Below are 18,142 nucleotides of genomic sequence, written 5' to 3'. Positions count from 1 at the left end.
TCAGGCTCCCGCCACCCGGATCTGGATCTTCGTGTCGGTCGGGCGGGACTCGGCGCCGCGCTCGAACGCGGCCACGGCCTCGTCGAGCGGATAGGTGGCGCTGATCAGCGCGCCCAGGTCCACGGCCGGGGAGGCCGCGAGCTCGATGGCTCGCGGGTAGGCGTTGGCGTAGCGGAACACCGTCTCGATGCGCAGCTCCCGAGCTTGCGCCGCGGCGACGTCCAGCGACACCGGGGCGACGGGGATGCCGACCAGCACGACCGCGCCGCCCGGTGCGGGGACCTCCCACAGCGAGCCGAAGGCCTGCGGGCTGCCGCTGGCCTCGAACACCACGTCCGCACCCCAGCCCTCGGTCGAGTCGCGCACCACCCGGGCCAGGTCGTCCCGGGTGGCGTCGACGGCGTGGATGGTCGGGTACGCCGCGAGCTGGGCGAACTTCTCGGGCGCCACGTCGGAGACGTACACGCGGGACGCGCCGCTGGCCGCGGCGGCGATGGCGGTGAGCACGCCGATCGTGCCCGCGCCGACGACGGCGACCACGTCGCCGGGGGTGATCCGCGCCTTGGTCACCGCGTGCACGGCCACGGCGAAGGGCTCGACGAGCGCGCCTTCCTCCAGGGACAGCTCGTCGGGCAGCTTGTAGGTGAAGTCGGCCGGGTGGACGATCTCCGGCTGCAGGCAGCCGTGCACCGGCGGGGTGGCCCAGAACCGCACCTCGGGGTCGACGTTGTACATGCCCAGGCGCGATGCACGGGAGCGGGGGTTGGGGATGCCCGGCTCCATGCACACCCGGTCGCCCACGGCCAGCTCGGTGACGTCGGCGCCGATCTCCAGGACGGTGCCGGAGGCCTCGTGCCCCAGCACCATCGGGTCTTCCACGACGTAGGGGCCGATCCGGCCGTGCGTGTAGTAGTGCACGTCGCTTCCGCAGATGCCGACGGTGTGCACGCCGATGCGCACGTCACCGCGCCCGACCGGTCGCGGCCGGGGGACGGGGCGGACCTGGATCTCGTGCTGGCGTTCGAGGACGACGGCGTCCATCGTCTTCTCCTGCGGGGTCGGAGCGGTCGTGCGGGTCGCGGGGTTCATGGTCGCAGCTCCTCTCAGACGGCGTTGGCGAGGCGTTCGCGGCGCGGGAGCATCCGACCGGTCGCCGTGGTGATGCCGGGTTGGGGCGGGTGGATGAAGAACGTGGTGACGGTGCCCAGCACCATCAGGCCGGCGAAGGCCCAGCAGACGCCGACCGGGCCGAGCACCGGCAGCAGGACCGTGGCGATGCCCGGCCCAGCGAACGTGGTGAGCCCGGACGCGAGGTTGTGGGCGGAGATCGCTGCCCCGCGGTGCGCGGGGGCCAGGGCCGGGAAGATCGCGCCCATCGGCACGAACGCGGTCACCGACAGGGCGAAGAGCGCGGCGGCCACCACCATCAGCGGGAAGCTCGCGCCGAACCACACCGGGACGTAGGCGAAGGCCAGGCTCGCGATCGCCATGCCGCCGAACCCGCACCAGCGCATCTGGCGCATCCAGCCGAATCGGTCGCCGAGGCGGCCCCAGAGGACGTTGGCGCCGATGGTGATGGCGTTCGTGATCGCCCACAGGGTCATCCACTCGGGCAGCGTGAACCAGGCTTCGCCGCCGATGCCCTCGGTGGTCAGGTAGAGCGGCATCATCATCGGGAAGGCGTAGAGGGTCAGGTTGCACAGCACGCGGATCACCACGGACAGGGCGATCTGCCGGTTCTCGACCAGGATGGTCATCCCGCGGAGCAGCTCGCGAGCCTTGCCCGCGCCGTCGAGGTCCCGGGAGCGATCTTCCCCGGGAGGAGCGCCGGGGACTAGGAAGGCGCACATCGCCGTGCCCGCCGCCACGAACAGCAGCGAGGCCCACAAGGTGGCGTACTCGCCGATGACCGGGACCAGCAGGCTGGGCACGTAGGCGCCCATGACACCGATTCCCAGCGAGAACGAGGCCCAGAACCAGCCCATGGCCGAGGCCAAGCGGCTCGGGTGGACCGATTGGGCGATGAGCACCACGAACGAGTACATGAACAGCGGGTAGGCGATCCCGCGCAGGCTGTAGATCAGGATCGTGCCGATCACGCTCTGCAGCCCGACGGTGAGGAACAGGGCGTGCAGGACCATCCACAGGACACCGCCGAGCAGCATCAGGCGCTGCGCACCGACGACCTCGGCCAGCACTCCGGTGGTCCACGCGGAGAAGGCGACCACCAGCCCGTAGACGGTGAAGACCAGACCGGCCTGGGTGGGCGAGAAGCCGTGCTCGACGAGGAAACGCGACAGGAACGTCAGCTCGAAACCATCACCGGTCATGAACACGGCGAGAGCGATGTAGCCGTAGAGCAGCCGGCTCGGCAGGCCGAACATGCGGGTTCACTCCTTTGTGGACACCAATGGGGACAGTCCCCGACGAGCGGCGGAGCGCAGGCCGGGGGTGACTGGTGAGCACAAAGGTAGGTCGGCGCGATGACGCGAACTAGGCACTTGAACCGGCTCCGGCTGATACTTTCGTGCACCGGCTCGATCAGCTGGCGCTCGGTGCTCGTTGGCCGGGCGGGAGGAATCGCGCCGGGGCGCTGTCGGCCGCGATGCGTTCCAGGGCCCAGGTGGGCACCGACCGCGGAAGCGGATAGCCCTCCCCTGGTTCGCCGATCGCGACCGGCTCGGGAGTCCGGAACCGCGTGCGGCCGAAGAGTCCTCGGACCGCGGCCGCCTCGGACTCCAGCCGTCGCCGGACCGGCGAGCAGCCACGAAGGTCCGATGCGCTGCGAATCCCGCCGAGCAGAGGGCTTCCGGCGGGGCCGTTCTCGTTACCCGCCGTTCCCGAGGGCTGCCTTCTCGGTGGCGGCCAGCATGTCGGTGAAGGTCGCCGTCAGCATCTTGTCGATCAACGGGCCGGTGATCCGGCCGAACGGGCCGCCCTTGGGCACGTACCGGTAGTCGAACGTGGCCAGCGTCCCGTCGCCGTCGGGCACGAGCGTGAGCGTCGACTCGGCCCGCTTGATCGGCACCGACGCGCTCGGCTGGTTCCGCGTGTCGATCCTGCGCCCCTCCTCCCAGGCGGTGACGGTTTCATCCATGCTGCCGACCGGCTTCAGGTGGACGCGGCGGCGAGCGCCCACACCGCTGGTCCGGTCGCCGATGGCTCTGGTCGCCCGAAGACCGCCCCAGTGGCTCGCGAGGTTCGGGAAGTCGGCGTACAGAGCCCACACCGACTCGGGGGACGCGGACATCCGCCGTCGCATCGTGATCTGCCGTTCGGGCATGAGGACCACTCCTAGAACCAACATCGACCGGCCGACCGCTCCCCCGATCCGCTTTCCTCGCGGGTACGTCCCAGGCCGACCGTCGCACAGATGCGGGCGAGGTGCTCCCCGACCGCTGGCTACGACCGGCTTCGACACGAGCTCACCCGCGCGCGATTACGATGGGTGAGCGCTTGGCCCGGAGTCGTGAGGAGCGAGCCATGAAGGCGTTGCAGTACCGCGAGATCGGTGCCGCCCCGGAGGTCGTCGCGGTTCCCGATCCGGTTCCGGGACCGGGTCAGGTGCTGCTGGAGGTCACCGCCGCCGGGGCGTGCCACTCCGACATCGCCGTGATGAGCTGGCCCGCCGACGGTTTCCCCTACCAGCTGCCGCTGACGCTGGGCCACGAGGGCATCGGCACGGTGGCCGCGCTGGGCGCCGGCGTCACCGGCGTGACCGAGGGCGACGCGGTCGCCGTCTACGGCCCGTGGGGCTGCGGCACCTGCCTCAACTGCGCCGCGGGCAAGGAGAACTACTGCCTGCGGGCCGCCGAGCTGGGCATCCGCCCTCCCGGGCTCGGCGCCCCCGGCTCGATGGCCGAGTACATGATCGTCGACGACCCGCGCCACCTCGCACCGCTGGCGGGCCTGGACCCGGTGGCCGCGGCTCCCCTGACCGATGCGGGACTGACGCCGTACCACGCGATCAAGCCCTCGCTGCCCAAGCTCGTTCCCGGGGCGACCGCGGTGGTCATCGGCGTCGGCGGGCTCGGGCACGTCGCCGTCCAAGTCCTCCGAGCGATGACCACCGCCCGCGTCGTCGCCCTAGACGTCAACGAGGAGAAGCTCTCGCTCGCCCGCGCCGTCGGCGCGCACGAGGCGGTGCTGTCCGACGAGCAGGCCATCTCGAAGGTCCGCGAGCTGACCGACGGCCGCGGCGCGCAGGCCGTCTTCGACTTCGTCGGGGCGCAACCCACCGTGGAGATCGCCGGTGCCGTCTCCTCGGTCGAAGCCGACATCTCGATCGTCGGTCTCGGAGGCGGCGGCCTCCCGGTCGGTTTCGGCCTGCTTCCGTTCGAGGCCTCGGTCAGCGCGCCCTACTGGGGCAGCCGCGGCGAGTTCCACGAAGTCCTCGAACTCGGCCGGGCGGGCGCCATCTCGGTGCACACCGAGACCTACTCCCTCGACGAAGCACCGCTGGCCTACCAGCGGCTCCACGACGGCCAGGTCAACGGCCGAGCCGTCATCCTCCCGAACGGTTGACACCGTCGGCACCGGGCTCGACGCCATCGAGTGGACGGCCCCGCGCGGAGTTGCCGGTCCGCGGGGCTCCGGACGGGGTCAGCCGTGCAGGGCGACGACGCGCCACGGCAGGCCCGCGCACTCCACCGCGCTGGCGAGCCGCACCGGGAAATCGGGCCACTGCGCGTCGAGTTCGCGCTCGGCCACCAGCGAACCTGCGATCTTGTGGGGCGTGTTCGAGGCGACGATCCGGCCGGTCGCGTTCAGCAGGGCGACCGGCTGCGCGACCCCTCCCAGCGAGTTGAGCAGCAGCGACTCGAAGGTCTTGGCGCGGATGTCCATCGCGGCGACGCCCAGGAACCGCGTGCCCGAGCGCACCGGGTCGGCGAGCGTGAGCATGTACTCGTCGGTGCCCGCGTAGTCGACGTACGGCCCGACGACGACCCGTTCGCCGGTCCGCTCGGGCCGCGCGAACCACGCAGCGGTCGCGTAGTCGTAGTACCCGACGCTGGTCGGGTCGTGATCGACCTCCAGGAACACCGGCGCGCCACCGGCGCTGTCGTTCTGCCACCACTCCAGCCAGTGCTCCCGATCGGCCAGCACGTCGGGAGCCAGGATGACGCCCGTTCCCGCGATCAGGCGGGGCTGCTCGCTCAGCCGCGCGAAGATCGCCTCCCGCAACGCCGCGAGGTCCTCCGATCGCAGCACCTCACCCGCCCGGGTCACGCCGGCGTGCAGCTGGTGCAGCTGGGTCGCGAGCTGGCCCAACCAACCGAACGCGTCGTCGAGCACCTCCACGACCTCGTCGGCCGCCGTGCTCAGGTATCTCTCTCGCACGTCTGTCACGGTCGCCTCGCTTCGTCGTCCAGCCGCCACGTCGTGCAGAGACCTTCTCATGCGCTCGCAAGCCGAAGATGGAACTCGATGAGGCGTTCGATCCCGCCGACCACGTGCCGCTCGGCGAGCGTGCGCGCGAGGACGGCGTCCCCGTCCTCGATCGCGCGCAGGATCTCCCGGTGCTGCGCGACGGCGTCCTGGTGCGGGATGGCCTCGCCCGAGGGCATCCAGAGCAGCTTGCCCACCTCGGCCTGCAGCTCGATCTCCTGCCTCGTCAGCCGCGAGGACTGAGCCGCTGCCGCGATCTCGATGTGGAAGCGCGCGTCGGCCCGCTGCCGGTCGCCGGGCGCGCTCGCCGCTTCCAGCTGCTCGACGAGGCCGCGCAGGGTCGAGAGGTCTCCCTCGTCGGCGCGTTCGACCGCCAGCATCGCCGCAGCTCCGCTCACGGCGAGGTGCTGGTCGGAGATCTCCCTCAGCTCGTGCACGCTCAGCTCCCGCAGCGTGGTGCGCAGGAGTTCGAGCGACGGGTCCGCGGGGGCGCGCGCGAAGCTCCCCCCTCCCCAGCCGCGACGGGTCTCCACGAGCCCTTCGTGCCGGAGGTTGGCGAGGGCCTCCCGCAACGTCACCGTGGCGACCTTGAGCTGCGCCGCGAGCTCGGACTCGCGCGGCAGCTGCTCGCCGTCGGCAAGCAAGCCCAGTGCGATGGCCTCGCCCAACCTGCGTGCGACGACTTCGGCGCGCCCCTCGTCGTCGAGCGGCGCGAATACCGCGTGCCGTGCCGCACCGGAAACCGCGTTGTCCACGCCCACCTCCGTCTCGATGCGGCCATGTTGCCGGTGTTGAGTTTGCGTCACGCACCCGCTCCGGCCACGCGAGGGGCTTGCACTTTGAAATATGGTCTCATACTTTAATCTGCAGAGGGTGATGCACGCCACGTCCGGCCGATCAGCACCCCGTTCCCACCTCCGGTCGTCCCAGGAGGGATCCCATGACCGACGTCTCCCACCACGACCCCGGAGCCCCGTCGTCCGACGGGGACGACAACACCGGCGAGTTCGTCAACCAATGGCGCAACGCGGCGTACAACTGCTTCTCCTCCGGCCACAAGTTCTGCCGCGAGGTCTGTCCGGTCATGCAGGTGACCCGCAACGAGTCGTGGACGCCGACCGCGTTCCACGCCAACGTCGTCGCGATGGAGAAGGGCGAGCTCGAGATCGCCGACATCGCCGAGGACTACGTCAACTGCACGCAGTGCGGCGCCTGCGAGCTGCGGTGCCCGAACACCTTGTTCACCGGGGACTTCTACCGCTTCCGCACCCGCACGGTCGACCTCGTCAAGGCGGTCCGCGCGCTCGCCGTCGACGAGGGCGTGCACCAATCCGGTTGGCAGCGCTGGAACCTGCTCACCGACGAGCGCACCCACGAACCCGTTCTCGGCGACACCCCCGTCAGCCAGGACCACGTCCGGGACTGGGCCGCGGGTCTGGACATCCCGATCGGTGGCGAGTCGATCCTGTTCGTCGACTGCGAAGCGGCCTTCTACCGGACGTCCGTTCCCCGTGCCGTCGCGCAGCTCCTGCAGCGCGGCGGGTACGAGTTCGGCCTGATGAACGAGCAGTGGTGCTGCGGCGGTCCCGCGGCCGAGATGGGCTACGTCGAGCAGTCCGAGCGCTTCGCGCGGCACAACCTGGAGGACTGGCGGGCCAACGGCGTCAAGCGGGTCCTGGTCCTCGACCCGCACGACTACATCACCTTCACCGAGGACTACCCCAAGTACTTCGGCGAGGACTACGACATCGAAGTCGCGCTCGTCATCGACGTGCTGGCCGAGATGATCGCCGACGGGAGGCTCGAACCCGCGGTTCCGATCGAGCGCACGATCACCTACCACGACCCCTGCCGGCTGAACAAGCGCAAGGGGATCTGGAAGGCACCGCGGGAGATCCTCTCCGCCATCCCGGGGCTGACGTTCCACGACGTCGACCGGGTGACGCAGTGGTCCTACTGCTCCGGCGGCGGTGGCGGGCTGCCCATCGAGAAGCCCGAGCTCACCGCCAAGATCAGCGAATCGCGCATCGACAAGGCCGCGCAGCTCGGCGTGGACACCCTGGTGTCGGCCTGCCCGTGGTCGGAGCGCCCGCTGTCCGAGGCCGGGGACGCCCGGAGCATCGACGTCATCGACATCCACGAGCTGCTGGCCGAGTCGGTCGGCATCGACGTCGGGGGGAGGCGAGGAGCATGACCGCGGCCCCCGCGCTCGCCGACGCCGTGCTCGACGAGCTCCGGCAGTTGGTCGGCGAGGAGCACGTGCTGACCGACAAGCCCGCCCGCTACAGCCGCGCGCGGGTCCCCGCGCCGTTCCCCGTGCACCGGTGGTCCGAGCGGGTCCCCGACCTCGCGGTGCTGCCCGGCTCCACCGAGGAGGTCGCCGAGGTCCTGCGCATCGCCGACGCGCACGGGATCCCGGTCGTGCCCAGGGACGGCGGCACGGGACTGACCGATGGCGCGGTGCCCTTCCGCAAGGGCATCGTCGTCGACGTCAAGCGGATGAACCAGATCAAGGAGATCGACGAGGTCAACCGCACCTGCACGGTCGGCGCGGGCATCAGCATGCTCAAGCTCAACGAGGTCCTCGCCGAGCACGGGCTGATCTACCCGGACGATCCCGCGTCCTACCCGTGCTCGCTGGTCGGCGGGCGGATCGGCACGAGCGGCTGGTCGTTGATCGGGAGCCGGTACGGGCATTCCCGCGACCTCGTGCTCAGCTTCGACTTCGTGCTGCCGAGCGGCGAGGTGATCCACATCGGCGACGGCGCGGGGCGCAAGCTGTCGAAGAGCTCGAGCGGGTACCAGCTCAAGCACCTGTTCATGGGCCACCAGGGCACGCTGGGCATCGCCACCGAGGCCACGCTCAAACTGTTCCCGAAGCCGGAGGCCGAGCTCTCGCCGTTCTTCGCCTTCCCCGACTACGACAGCGCGTACCGCACGGTCGGCGAACTCGCGCGCGCCGGGATCGCCACCTTCTCCGGTGCCGTGCTCTTCGACGAGTGGAAGGTCGACTACCTGCGCCGCGACGACGAGGCCTACATCCCGCAGCCCGCGGACGTGCGCGCCCTGGTGTGCGCGGTCGCGTACGGCTACGAGGACGAGGTGGTCGCCGGCGGACGGCGCCTGATGCGCATCGCCAAGGACAACGGCGCCCGCTACCTCGGTGACGAGGTCTCCGAGGGCGATTGGGCCGCCAGGCACGACCGCTACGCCACGCCGCTGCACGGTCGCACCCGGGACGGCCAGGTCGTGCCGATGAGCTGGCACTGCGAGGACGCGGCGATCAACTACAGCGAGCTGCCCAAGGTCCGGCTGGAGTGGCACGAGATCGTCCGGAAGCTCCGCGAGCGCTTCGACATGTTCGACGACTGGGGCATGTTCACCTACACCAGCGCGAGCACCGGGGTGGACTACCTGACCGAGATCGACGTCGGCATCTGGGAGCAGCGCCTGGACGACGAGTCCTGGGCGGCGTGGGTCCAGGCCAAGAAGGACATCGCGGCCGTGGCGCTGCGCTACGGCGGGTCGATCAGCGCCTGCCACGGCTCCTGCCGGGAGGGCGAGGTCGACCTGGTCCCCGAGGAGCTGGGCGGCGGGTACGACGTGATGCTCGCGGTCAAGCGCGCGATCGATCCGAACAACATCATGAACCCCGGCAAGTACGGGCTCGACCGCGCTTACCAGCGAGGGGAAGGCGATCTGGGATGAGCACCTACCGCTACTCCGAGCAGCACCGCCCTCCGGAGGCCAGGCAGGTCACCGAGGTGGCGGTCGAACGGTTCGAGGACGTCTTCGAAGTCGATCCGAGCCTGATGACCGCGCACGTCGTGCAGCAGGTGTTCCCGAACTGGGACACGCTGCGCATCGTGGCGAGCCGGCACGACCACCTGGAGTGGATGCACCGGCACTGGGCCGCGAAGGTCGTTTCCGGGCAACGGCTCCTCGACGAGCTGGACGACTGACCCCGCCGCGGGTCGCACGCGCCTGCGCGAACAGAGAGGACGGTTCATGGTTGACCGCGTCCCCACCCGCGGCGCCGCGGCCGGAGACCGCCACTCCGCCTCGGACGCCGCTCAGCTCGAATCTCTCGGTTACCGGTCGGACTTCCGCCGGGACATGAGCCTCTGGGCGAACTTCTCGCTCGGGTTCACCTACCTCTCCCCCGTGGTCGGCATCTACACGCTGTTCGGGTTCGCGCTGGCGACCGCGGGCCCGGCGATGGTGTGGTCGCTGCTGATCGTGGGGGTCGGCCAGCTCCTCGTCGCGCTGGTGTTCGGCGAGGTCGTCTCCCAGTACCCGCTGGCGGGCGGCGTGTACCCGTGGGCCCGCAGGCTGTGGGGCCGGCGGTGGGCCTGGCTCACCGGATGGGTGTACATGATCGCGCTGCTGGTCACGATCGCCAGCGTCGCCTACGGTTCGGGCCCCTACGTGTCGATGCTGTTCGGCCTGGAGCCGAGCACCGGCACCACGATCGCGTGCGCGCTGCTGGTGCTGCTGGTGGCCACGGCGATCAACCTCGGCGGCACCCGGGCGCTCGGGATCGCGGCGATCATCGGGTTCAGCACCGAGATCCTCGGGGCGCTCGCCGTCGGCGGGTGGCTGCTGCTCACCGAGCGCCACCACGGCCTGGGCGTCCTGCTCGACGGCGCGGGGACCGGGAGCGGAGGTTCTTACCTCGGGGCGTTCCTGGCCGCCGGGCTGATCGGGATCTTCCAGTACTACGGCTTCGAGGCCTGCGGCGACGTCGCCGAAGAAGTTCCGAACCCGGGCAAGCGGATCCCGAAGGCCATGCGGATGACCATCTACGTCGGCGGCTTCGCGGCCACCTTCGTGTGCCTGTCGCTGGTGCTCGCCGTGCCCGACTTCGGCGCCGTGATCTCCGGCGCCGACACCGATCCGGTCTCGACGGTGCTCAGCACCGCGTTCGGACCGCTCGGGTCGAAGGTCGTGCTGCTCGTGGTGCTCGTGTCGTTCCTGTCCTGCGCGTTGAGCTTGCAGGCCGCGGCCAGCCGGCTGATCTACTCGTACGCCCGCGACCGCATGCTCCCGGCGAGCCGGCTGTTCTCGCGGTTCTCCGCGCGGCTGCACGTCCCGCCGTACGCGCTGGTGGTCGCCACCGTCGTACCGGCGCTGGTGGTGCTGGCCTCCCGGATCTCCGAGGACGCCACCGAGCGGATCGTCTCGTTCGCCGTGCTCGGCATCTACCTCGGGTTCCAGATGGTCGTGCTCGCCGCGCTGCGGGCGAGGTTGAAGGGGTGGACGCCCGCCGGGCAGTTCACGCTCGGGCGTTGGGGGCTGCCGGTCAACGCGCTGGCCCTGGTCTACGGAGTCGCGGCGATCGTGAACATGGCGTGGCCCCGCTCTCCCGATGCCCCTTGGTACGACAACTACCTCACGCTGCTGTCGGGCTGCCTCGTGGTCGGGGCGGGGCTGATCGTGATGATCACCGCCCGGCCCTACGGCAGGAGCCAGGCACCTGCGGGAGACGCGGTGCCGGAAAGGACGAAGTGATCCCATGACGCTCACGGTGCGCAATTTCGTCAACGGCGAGCTGGTGGACTCCGCGGACGGGCGGACGTCGAAGGTGATCGACCCGACCACCGGTGAGCCCTACGCCGAGGCGGCGGTGTCCGGTCCCGAAGACGTGCGCAGGGCGACCGCGGCGGCGCGCGCCGCGTTCGAGAACTGGTCGGAGACGACGCCCGCGGAGCGGCAGCTCGCGCTGAACCGGATCGCCGACGCCTTCGAGGCCCGGGCCGACGAGCTGCTCGCGGCGGAGTGCCGCAACACGGGCAAACCGCCGGCGCTGGCGCGGTCCGAGGAGCTGCCGATGATCCTCGACCACGTCCGGTTCTTCGCAGGCGCCGCGCGTTGCCTGGAGGGCCGCGCCAGCGGCGAGTACATGGCCGGGCTCACCTCGTGGATTCGCCGCGAGCCGATCGGCGTGTGCGCCCAGATCACTCCGTGGAACTACCCGATCCTGATGGCGGTGTGGAAGTTCGCACCGGCGCTCGCCGCGGGGAACGCGGTCGTGCTGAAGCCGTCGGACACGACACCGGTGTCCACGGTGCTGCTCGCCGAGATCATGGCCGAGTTCCTGCCGCCGGGCGTGTTCAACGTGGTGTGCGGCGACCGCGACACCGGGCGCGCGCTGGTGTCCGACCCGGAACCGGACATGGTGTCCATCACCGGCAGCGTGCGCGCGGGCATGGAGGTCGCGCGGGGCGCGGCGTCCGACCTCAAGAAGGTCCACCTCGAACTCGGCGGCAAGGCCCCGGTGGTGGTCTTCGACGACGCCGATGTCGAAGCGGCGTCGGCGGCGATCGCCGAAGCCGGGTACTTCAACGCCGGGCAGGACTGCACCGCGGCCACGCGGGTGCTCGCGGGGCCGCGCGTGCACGACGACTTCCTGGCCGCGCTTTCCGAACGGGCGCGCGAGACCACGACGGGCACCGGCGACGACGCGCTCTACGGACCGGTGAACAACGCGAACCAGCTCGACCGCGTGGCCGGATTCGTCGATCACCTCCCCGACCACGCATCGGTGCACGCCGGCGGCTCCCAGGTCGGCGACCGGGGTTACTTCTACGCCCCGACCGTCGTCTCGGGCCTGCGGCAGGACGACGCCGCCGTGCAGCAGGAGATCTTCGGGCCGGTCATCACGGTTCAGCGCTTCACCGCCGAGGACGAGGCGGTGCGCTGGGCGAACGGGGTCGAGTACGGCCTCGCGTCCTCGGTGTGGACGCGGGACCACGGTCGGGCGATGCGCATGTCCAAGCGGCTGGACTTCGGGTGCGTGTGGATCAACACGCACATCCCGCTGGTCGCCGAGATGCCGCACGGCGGCTTCAAGCACTCGGGCTACGGCAAGGACCTGTCCATGTACGGTCTGGAGGACTACACCCGCGTCAAGCACGTGATGTCCAGTTTGGACGGATAGCAGCGCGGCCGGGGCGGACGGGTGGAGCTCGTCCGCCCCGGCCGGGCCGCGGGATCAGGAAGCGAAGGCGGGCATCACCTTGTCGTGCACCAACCGCAGCTGCTCCGAGGTGCTCGCGACCCCCGGCAGCTCCATCCCGGAGAACGCCTTCACCAGCGCCGAGTCGGTGATCGCGAGGATCATGTGGTTCACCCCGGTCGGCGCGATCTCCCGCTCGATCCTCTCGGCGCACTCCTGCGGGGTGCCCGCGATGGACAGCTTCTCGGCGAGCTCCGGCGGCGTCAGCTCGTAGGCGCGGGCCAGGTCCCCGGCGCCGACCGCAGCGATGATCTCGGTGAGCGATTCCGGCTCCACCCCGTTGCGCCGCAGCTGCTCGGCCGGCATGGACGAGGCGTACAGGCCGACCATCGCGCGCGCCGCCTGCTTGGCGGCCTCGCCGTCCTCGCCGGTCGCGAAGACCACCCAGGCGCCGATGTCCAGCGACCGCCAGTCGCGTCCCGCGCTCTCGGCACCGATCTTGACGTTCTCCACGAGGTAGTCGTAGGCCTGCCGGGTGTAGCTGAGCGCGTGGTGCACCCCGTCGGCCAGCTGGCCCGCGGCCTGGAACGACTTCGGCCCGCGCATCGCGCCGAGCTTGAGCGGCAGCCGCTCCTGCACCGGCCGGGCGAAGGTGAAGAGGCCCGTGTAGTTGTAGAACTCGCCCTCGAAGGTGATGGCGCCCTCGTCCAGGAAGGTGCGCATGACCTGGTGGGCCTCCTTGACCCGGGACAGCGGCTTGGTCTTCGTCCAGTCGATGCCGTACTGGGCGAGCAGGCCGAAGTTCCCGCTGGAGATCACGCACTCCGCGCGGCCACCGGTGAGCTCGTCGAGCGTCGCCGCGGCTTGGCAGATCAGCGTCGGCTCCCGCAGGCCGATCGGCGAGAGGCTCGGCCCGAACCGGATGTTCTCCGTCTTGTCGGCCGCTGCGGCGAACAGCAGCCACATGTCCTTGTGCCACGTCTCGTCCGCCGCGTAGGCCGCGTAGTAGCCGAGCTCGTCCGCCAGCTTGATGGAGTCGATCGTCTCCGCGAGCGGGTAGTCCGGAAGCATCACGTAGCTGAATCTCATCATGCCCACCTCACCATTGACTATCCGAATTGGACTTCGCGTGCTCGGCACCGGTGCGGCCCTCGAAATCCCCGCAGCGGCACGGCATCGTCGGCGAGCCCGGTATCGCCGTCACGCGGAGCGCGTTCGCGAATCCGAACACCTCCGCGGCGGACCCGGGCAGCACCACGTGGTCAGCACGTGTTCGCGGCGGAGGCCTCGCCGAGGGCCTCCGCCACCGGTCGATCGACGCGGCTTCGCCGACCTCGCTCAGCGGATGCTCCGACCGCGGGCGAGCCGGCACCGACATGTCGACGCCGGGCTGCAGGGGGTGTGTCGGTCATCTGTCAACGCGCTCCAATCGCGGCGCGCCGCCGCGGGGAGGGGTGCTCGGCAGTCCGTGCGATGGTGACCCGGATCACCCATAAACATATGGGACCATATTTCAGTTCGCAACCTCCGCCACGAACGGCGGCAGGCGACGTGGCCCGCGCCCCTCGCGACGCGCTCGCCGGCGGCGCCGCCCAGGTCAGGCCGTCGTGTCCTGGAGTTCGGTGGGCTCGGCGATCACGTCGACCAGCGCGCCGTTGCGGGTGACGGTGATCTGCAGGGGTTTGCCGATCGCTTCGGCGAACATCAGCCGCTGCAGGCCCCGCGCGTCGCGAACGGGCTGGCCCGCTGCGGTCAGCACCAGGTCGCCGGGGTGCAGACCGGCTTCGTAGGCCGGGCTCCGGCGCACGACGTCGACCACGCGCAGGCCGGTGCGCTGCCCCGTCCGCCGCGCCAGGTCCTCCGGCAGCGGCGCGGGCGTGGTGACCAGACCGAGGTACGCGCGACGAACCCTCCCGAAGCGCAGCAGCGAGTCGATGATGCGCCGGGTGGTCGAGTTGATCGGGATCGCCAACCCCACCCCCACCCCGGCGACCGCGGTGTTGATGCCGACGACCACGCCCCGCGAGTCGGCGAGCGCTCCCCCGGAGTTCCCGGGGTTGAGGGCCGCGTCGGTCTGGATGACGTCCTCGATCATCCGCGCGCCCTGACCGCTGCGCGACGGCAACGACCGCCCGAGCCCGCTGACCACACCAGCTGTGACCGTTCCGGTCAGCCCGAGCGGGTTTCCCACGGCCACGACGAGCTGACCCACGACCAGCCCGTCGCTGTCGCCGAGCTCCACGGGTTCCGGGGTCTGCCCGGAGACGGCGACCACCGCGAGGTCCGACAGCGGGTCGGCGCCCACCACGGAGAACGGGCCGCTGCTGCCGTCGGCGAAGTGCACCATTCCGCCGGACGTCGAACCGAGGACGTGGGCGTTGGTCAGCAGCAACCCGCCCGGCTCGAACACCACCGCCGACCCCGTGGCCTCGCCCCGCTCGCCGCGCGTGCGCAGGCTCGCCACGCTCGGCGTGATGGCAGCGGCGACCGAACTGACCGTGCGCGAGTAGGCGTCCATCGCGTCGTCGCCGAACGCCCCGGGAACTGCTCCTCCGGCCATCTCGACCTCCCCGCGAGAGAGCGCGTACTCCCGCAACGCCGCGCGACCTCCCGCGATTCCCGGATCCGGCGGGCTCCGGGAATCGCGGCCAGCGGTCGGCTGCGGCGGAGCCGCGCGACTGGAGCCGGCACCGCTGCAGGTTCTGAGCGGTTTCGCGGCGCGGAGCGGCGCCCGGCGTCCGCGGAACCGCTCGCTCCTAGCCCCGCGCGGACGCCTCGGGAACGCCTTCTCCGCGCAGGCGCGCCTGCCAGGACGCCAGCTGGGCCCGCTCGGTGGGCGGGGCGATCAGGCTGACCGCGACGAACACCGCGACGCTCGCTCCCAGACCGACGTAGATCGGCGCGTTGGCGTCCATGCCGTAGGCGACCATCAGCCCGATGACGGTCAGGCTGCCGACGGCCATCGAGGCGAGGGCGCCGGTGGCGCTGGCCCGCTGCCAGAACAACGCGCCGACGATGGGCACCAGGACGCCGCCCACCAGCAGGTTGTAGGCGATCGTCAGCGCTCCGACCACGTCCTGGACGAGCAGCGAGGCGATGATCACGACCAGGCCCCCGCCGACCACGAAGGCGCGGTTCGCCGCGACCCCGGCCGAACTGCGCTTCCTCGAGAAGCGGGCGTAGATGTCGTTGGCGGCGATGGTCGAGGAGGCCAGGATCGTCGCGCTCGCCGTCGACATGAGCGCGGCCAGCGCCGCGGCCAGCACCAGCCCCCGCACGCCGGCGGGCAGGACGTTCTGGGCCACCGTGGCGAAGGCGTTGTCGGCGTTCGGCAGGTCCGGGAAGAGCACCTTGGCCGCCATGCCGATCGCGGCGGCGGCCGTGCCGTAGAGCGCCACGTAGGCGCCCGCCGCGACCCCGGCGTAGCGGGCGACGCGCTGGGTGCGCGCGGTGAAGACCCGCTGCCAGACGTCCTGGCCGATGAGCATCCCGAAGAAGTAGATCAGGAAGTAGGAGAAGATCTTGTCGCCGCCGATGGCCGTGATGTCGACGTAGCTGCTCGGCAACGCCTGCTGGAGGTGGGCCCACCCACCGGCCTGGGCCACCGACACCGGGAGCAGGATCGCGAAGATGCCGACGGTCATGATCACGAACTGCATGAGGTCGGTGAGCGTGATCGACCACATCCCGCCGAGGACGGTGTAGAGGACGACGATGCCCCCGCCCACGAGGATCGCCGGCACCCGCGGGATTCCGAGCAGCACGTCGAAGAGCGTGCCCACCGCCAGCGTGGCGGTGACCGCCACCATCAGGTCGTAGGCGATCATGATGATCCCGCTGAGCAGCCGCCCGGCCGCGTTGTAGCGCAGCTCGAACACCTCCGCGACCGTGTACACGCCCAGCTGCGAGAGCTTGCGGGAGAACACCAGGCTCAGCACGAGGATCCCCAGGCCGAGCATGCCCGCCAGCCAGAGCCCCGAGATGCCGTACTCGTAACCGAGGCTGGTGCTGCCGATCGTGGACGCGCCGCCGAGCACGACCGCGGCGAGGGTGCCGGTGTAGAAGGCCGGGCCGAGCCGGCGCCCGGCGACCAGGAAGTCCTCCTTGCTGCGCGATCGCCGCATACCCCACCAGCCCACGCCGAGCATGCCGGCGAAGTACAACGCGATCACCGCGTAGTCGAAGAACATGGTTCCCCTCCGGAGCGGACGGCAGACCCCGCACCTGCAGCCCTCTTCGAGCCGATCAATGCGCGCTGCGGCGGGCGGACCGCCGCGGGCCGAGACTGCACCCAACGAATGTTCCGGGAAGTGTGCCCGGTCACCCGTCGACCAGGGCATGAGCAGATGCTCCAACGAGTGGAACGCCGCTTGGAGGAACGCACAACCACCACCGGACTTGAACGTTCCAGTCACCGGCGAGCCCACCCCCACCGCACCCCCGCTGAAGCCGCCCGCGAAATTCCCTGCAATTCGACCGGCCGAATTCGAGGGAATTTCGAGGTTCGACCGGGCGGGTGATCGGTGTAGGGCGTGTCGGGGTTGCGTGCTGGCGCTGGAGCGCTCGGCGGGGTGGAGGGCGCGATGGAGCCGGGGCAGGTTGTGGGGACGCTGGCGCTGGGGGTTTGCTTGGTGGGGTCCGGACCCCGGGGCGACCCGTTAGCGATTCCGATCCGCGGAACTTTGGTTCCTTCTTGCGGAACTCTGTTCCTCTGCATTAGCGTTCGGATCGCGCACCGGAGGCCGCCGCACCGGCGCTCCCGCTGAACTCGCACGATCCGGAAGGCCGCGATGTCATCTTCGTACGTCTACGACAGCACAGCTGAATACCCCCGAGACCTGGTCGGCTACGGGGAGGGCGGCTACGACCCCGAGTGGCCCGGGGGCGCGCGCATCGCGGTTCAGTTCGTCCTGAACTACGAAGAGGGCGGGGAGAACCACGTTCTCCACGGGGATCCGACCGCCGAGACCTTCCTCTCCGAGATGTTCAACCCCGCCCCCTACGCGGACCGCCACATGTCCATGGACGGGATCTACGAGTACGGATCCCGCCAGGGCGTCTGGCGCGTGCTGCGCGAGTTCGACCGATTCGGCCTGCCGCTGACCGTCTTCGGCGTGGCCACGGCGCTCAAGCGCAACCCGGCGGTCACCGAGGCGTTCCTGGAGCGCGGTCACGAGATCGCCTGCCACGGCCTGAAGTGGATCCACTACCAGGAGGTCGCGGAGAACGTCGAGCGCGCCCACATGGAGCAGGCGCTCGAGATCATGCAGGAGGTGACCGGCGGCCTGCCGCTCGGCTGGTACACCGGCCGGGACTCCCCGAACACCCGGCGGCTCGTCGTCGACGACGGACGCCTGCTCTACGACTCCGACTACTACGGGGACGACCTGCCGTTCTGGATGCGGGTCGAGGACTCCCGGGGGGAGGAGAAGCACCACCTCGTGGTGCCCTACACCCTGGACTGCAACGACATGCGCTTCGGCCTGCCCCAGGGCTACAGCGACGCCGAGCCGTTCTACCGCTACCTCCGGGACCAGTTCGACGTCCTCTACGACGAGGGCGACCCCGCTGGGTTGGCCCGACCGAAGATGATGAGCGTCGGGCTGCACTGCCGCATGGTCGGCCGCCCCGGGCGCCTGGTCGCGCTGCGCCGCTTCCTGGAGCACATCACCAGCAAGGACGACGTGTGGGTGACCACCCGCGGGGCCATCGCGCAGCACTGGGTGGACCACCACCCGAAGCCGAGCGCCTGAGCGAGGACTCGCCCGCGCGCCCGGCCCGCCGAGCGGCGACCGG

The 18,142-nt window shown here is 70.6% G+C and carries 15 protein-coding genes; 7 read left to right on the top strand and 8 right to left on the bottom strand.

Annotated elements, in window-relative coordinates:
• The 3 genes from ACFQRI_RS22755 to ACFQRI_RS22745 all read right to left on the bottom strand — a co-directional run bounded on the left by ACFQRI_RS22755 (position 1) and on the right by ACFQRI_RS22745 (position 3,283).
• A complete protein-coding gene (locus ACFQRI_RS22755) occupies positions 1-1,089 on the bottom strand; it encodes an NAD(P)-dependent alcohol dehydrogenase (RefSeq protein WP_380671840.1) in 1,089 nt (362 codons plus the stop codon).
• A gap of 14 nt (positions 1,090-1,103) precedes the next feature.
• Positions 1,104-2,384 (bottom strand): MFS transporter, encoded by a 1,281-nt coding sequence (locus ACFQRI_RS22750; RefSeq protein ID WP_380671838.1) that lies wholly within the window; start codon positions 2,382-2,384, stop codon positions 1,104-1,106.
• Positions 2,385-2,827: 443 nt separating this feature from the next.
• Positions 2,828-3,283, bottom strand: coding sequence for an SRPBCC family protein (locus ACFQRI_RS22745; RefSeq protein WP_380671836.1), 456 nt, complete (start codon positions 3,281-3,283; stop codon positions 2,828-2,830).
• A gap of 200 nt (positions 3,284-3,483) precedes the next feature.
• Here ACFQRI_RS22745 and ACFQRI_RS22740 point away from each other — a divergent pair, with 200 nt between their 5' ends.
• Positions 3,484-4,524 (top strand): NAD(P)-dependent alcohol dehydrogenase, encoded by a 1,041-nt coding sequence (locus ACFQRI_RS22740; RefSeq protein ID WP_380671834.1) that lies wholly within the window; start codon positions 3,484-3,486, stop codon positions 4,522-4,524.
• A 78-nt stretch (positions 4,525-4,602) separates the two neighbouring features.
• Here the strand turns inward: ACFQRI_RS22740 and ACFQRI_RS22735 are convergent, their stop codons facing one another.
• Both ACFQRI_RS22735 and ACFQRI_RS22730 read right to left on the bottom strand, forming a co-directional pair.
• Positions 4,603-5,340, bottom strand: a complete 738-nt coding sequence (locus ACFQRI_RS22735) for a PDC sensor domain-containing protein (protein ID WP_380671832.1) — start codon at positions 5,338-5,340, stop codon at positions 4,603-4,605.
• 56 nt (positions 5,341-5,396) lie between these two features.
• On the bottom strand, positions 5,397-6,143 hold the full coding sequence (locus tag ACFQRI_RS22730) for a FadR/GntR family transcriptional regulator (RefSeq protein ID WP_380671830.1): 747 nt from the start codon (positions 6,141-6,143) through the stop codon (positions 5,397-5,399).
• 185 nt (positions 6,144-6,328) lie between these two features.
• On the opposite strand from ACFQRI_RS22730, the gene ACFQRI_RS22725 reads away from it, so the two are divergent.
• The 5 genes from ACFQRI_RS22725 to ACFQRI_RS22705 are packed head-to-tail and all read left to right on the top strand — an operon-like array spanning position 6,329 to position 12,328.
• Positions 6,329-7,582 carry a (Fe-S)-binding protein gene (locus ACFQRI_RS22725; protein WP_380671828.1) on the top strand — a complete coding sequence of 418 codons (1,254 nt, stop codon included), beginning with the start codon at positions 6,329-6,331 and terminating at the stop codon, positions 7,580-7,582.
• A complete protein-coding gene (locus ACFQRI_RS22720) occupies positions 7,579-9,096 on the top strand; it encodes an FAD-binding oxidoreductase (RefSeq protein WP_380671826.1) in 1,518 nt (505 codons plus the stop codon). The genes ACFQRI_RS22725 and ACFQRI_RS22720 overlap by 4 nt, the downstream gene beginning before the upstream one ends.
• Positions 9,093-9,350, top strand: a complete 258-nt coding sequence (locus ACFQRI_RS22715) for a hypothetical protein (protein WP_380671824.1) — start codon at positions 9,093-9,095, stop codon at positions 9,348-9,350. The genes ACFQRI_RS22720 and ACFQRI_RS22715 overlap by 4 nt, the downstream gene beginning before the upstream one ends.
• A 46-nt stretch (positions 9,351-9,396) precedes the next feature.
• A complete protein-coding gene (locus tag ACFQRI_RS22710) occupies positions 9,397-10,899 on the top strand; it encodes an APC family permease (protein WP_380671822.1) in 1,503 nt (500 codons plus the stop codon).
• Between the two features lie 4 nt (positions 10,900-10,903).
• Positions 10,904-12,328, top strand: coding sequence for a gamma-aminobutyraldehyde dehydrogenase (locus ACFQRI_RS22705; RefSeq protein ID WP_380671820.1), 1,425 nt, complete (start codon positions 10,904-10,906; stop codon positions 12,326-12,328).
• Between the two features lie 54 nt (positions 12,329-12,382).
• Here ACFQRI_RS22705 and ACFQRI_RS22700 read toward each other — a convergent pair whose 3' ends face one another.
• The 3 genes from ACFQRI_RS22700 to ACFQRI_RS22690 all read right to left on the bottom strand — a co-directional run bounded on the left by ACFQRI_RS22700 (position 12,383) and on the right by ACFQRI_RS22690 (position 16,536).
• Positions 12,383-13,435 carry an LLM class flavin-dependent oxidoreductase gene (locus tag ACFQRI_RS22700; RefSeq protein ID WP_380671818.1) on the bottom strand — a complete coding sequence of 351 codons (1,053 nt, stop codon included), beginning with the start codon at positions 13,433-13,435 and terminating at the stop codon, positions 12,383-12,385.
• Positions 13,436-13,943: 508 nt separating this feature from the next.
• Positions 13,944-14,906 (bottom strand): S1C family serine protease, encoded by a 963-nt coding sequence (locus ACFQRI_RS22695; RefSeq protein ID WP_380671816.1) that lies wholly within the window; start codon positions 14,904-14,906, stop codon positions 13,944-13,946.
• 196 nt (positions 14,907-15,102) lie between these two features.
• Positions 15,103-16,536, bottom strand: coding sequence for a sodium:solute symporter family protein (locus tag ACFQRI_RS22690; RefSeq protein ID WP_380671814.1), 1,434 nt, complete (start codon positions 16,534-16,536; stop codon positions 15,103-15,105).
• Between the two features lie 600 nt (positions 16,537-17,136).
• Here ACFQRI_RS22690 and puuE point away from each other — a divergent pair.
• Positions 17,137-18,099, top strand: coding sequence for an allantoinase PuuE (gene puuE, locus ACFQRI_RS22685; protein ID WP_380671813.1), 963 nt, complete (start codon positions 17,137-17,139; stop codon positions 18,097-18,099).
• The last annotated feature ends 43 nt before the right edge of the window (positions 18,100-18,142 follow it).

The organism is Saccharopolyspora griseoalba (assembly GCF_042665275.1).
Lineage (GTDB): Bacteria > Actinomycetota > Actinomycetes > Mycobacteriales > Pseudonocardiaceae > Saccharopolyspora > Saccharopolyspora griseoalba.
Note: the sequence above shows the minus strand (reverse complement) of the source record. Positions and strands in the feature narration are given on the sequence as shown.

What these genes read in the sequence shown, in the direction of transcription:
- ACFQRI_RS22750 (WP_380671838.1), bottom strand. Translation starts at nt 2,384, where the DNA reads ATGTTCGGCCTGCCGAGCCGGCTGCTCTACGGCTACATCGCTCTCGCC.
- ACFQRI_RS22740 (WP_380671834.1), top strand. Translation starts at nt 3,484, where the DNA reads ATGAAGGCGTTGCAGTACCGCGAGATCGGTGCCGCCCCGGAGGTCGTC.
- ACFQRI_RS22745 (WP_380671836.1), bottom strand. Translation starts at nt 3,283, where the DNA reads ATGCCCGAACGGCAGATCACGATGCGACGGCGGATGTCCGCGTCCCCC.
- ACFQRI_RS22755 (WP_380671840.1), bottom strand. Translation starts at nt 1,089, where the DNA reads ATGAACCCCGCGACCCGCACGACCGCTCCGACCCCGCAGGAGAAGACG.
- ACFQRI_RS22690 (WP_380671814.1), bottom strand. Translation starts at nt 16,536, where the DNA reads ATGTTCTTCGACTACGCGGTGATCGCGTTGTACTTCGCCGGCATGCTC.
- ACFQRI_RS22715 (WP_380671824.1), top strand. Translation starts at nt 9,093, where the DNA reads ATGAGCACCTACCGCTACTCCGAGCAGCACCGCCCTCCGGAGGCCAGG.
- ACFQRI_RS22695 (WP_380671816.1), bottom strand. Translation starts at nt 14,906, where the DNA reads ATGGCCGGAGGAGCAGTTCCCGGGGCGTTCGGCGACGACGCGATGGAC.
- ACFQRI_RS22705 (WP_380671820.1), top strand. Translation starts at nt 10,904, where the DNA reads ATGACGCTCACGGTGCGCAATTTCGTCAACGGCGAGCTGGTGGACTCC.
- ACFQRI_RS22710 (WP_380671822.1), top strand. Translation starts at nt 9,397, where the DNA reads ATGGTTGACCGCGTCCCCACCCGCGGCGCCGCGGCCGGAGACCGCCAC.
- ACFQRI_RS22725 (WP_380671828.1), top strand. Translation starts at nt 6,329, where the DNA reads ATGACCGACGTCTCCCACCACGACCCCGGAGCCCCGTCGTCCGACGGG.
- ACFQRI_RS22720 (WP_380671826.1), top strand. Translation starts at nt 7,579, where the DNA reads ATGACCGCGGCCCCCGCGCTCGCCGACGCCGTGCTCGACGAGCTCCGG.
- puuE (WP_380671813.1), top strand. Translation starts at nt 17,137, where the DNA reads ATGTCATCTTCGTACGTCTACGACAGCACAGCTGAATACCCCCGAGAC.
- ACFQRI_RS22700 (WP_380671818.1), bottom strand. Translation starts at nt 13,435, where the DNA reads ATGAGATTCAGCTACGTGATGCTTCCGGACTACCCGCTCGCGGAGACG.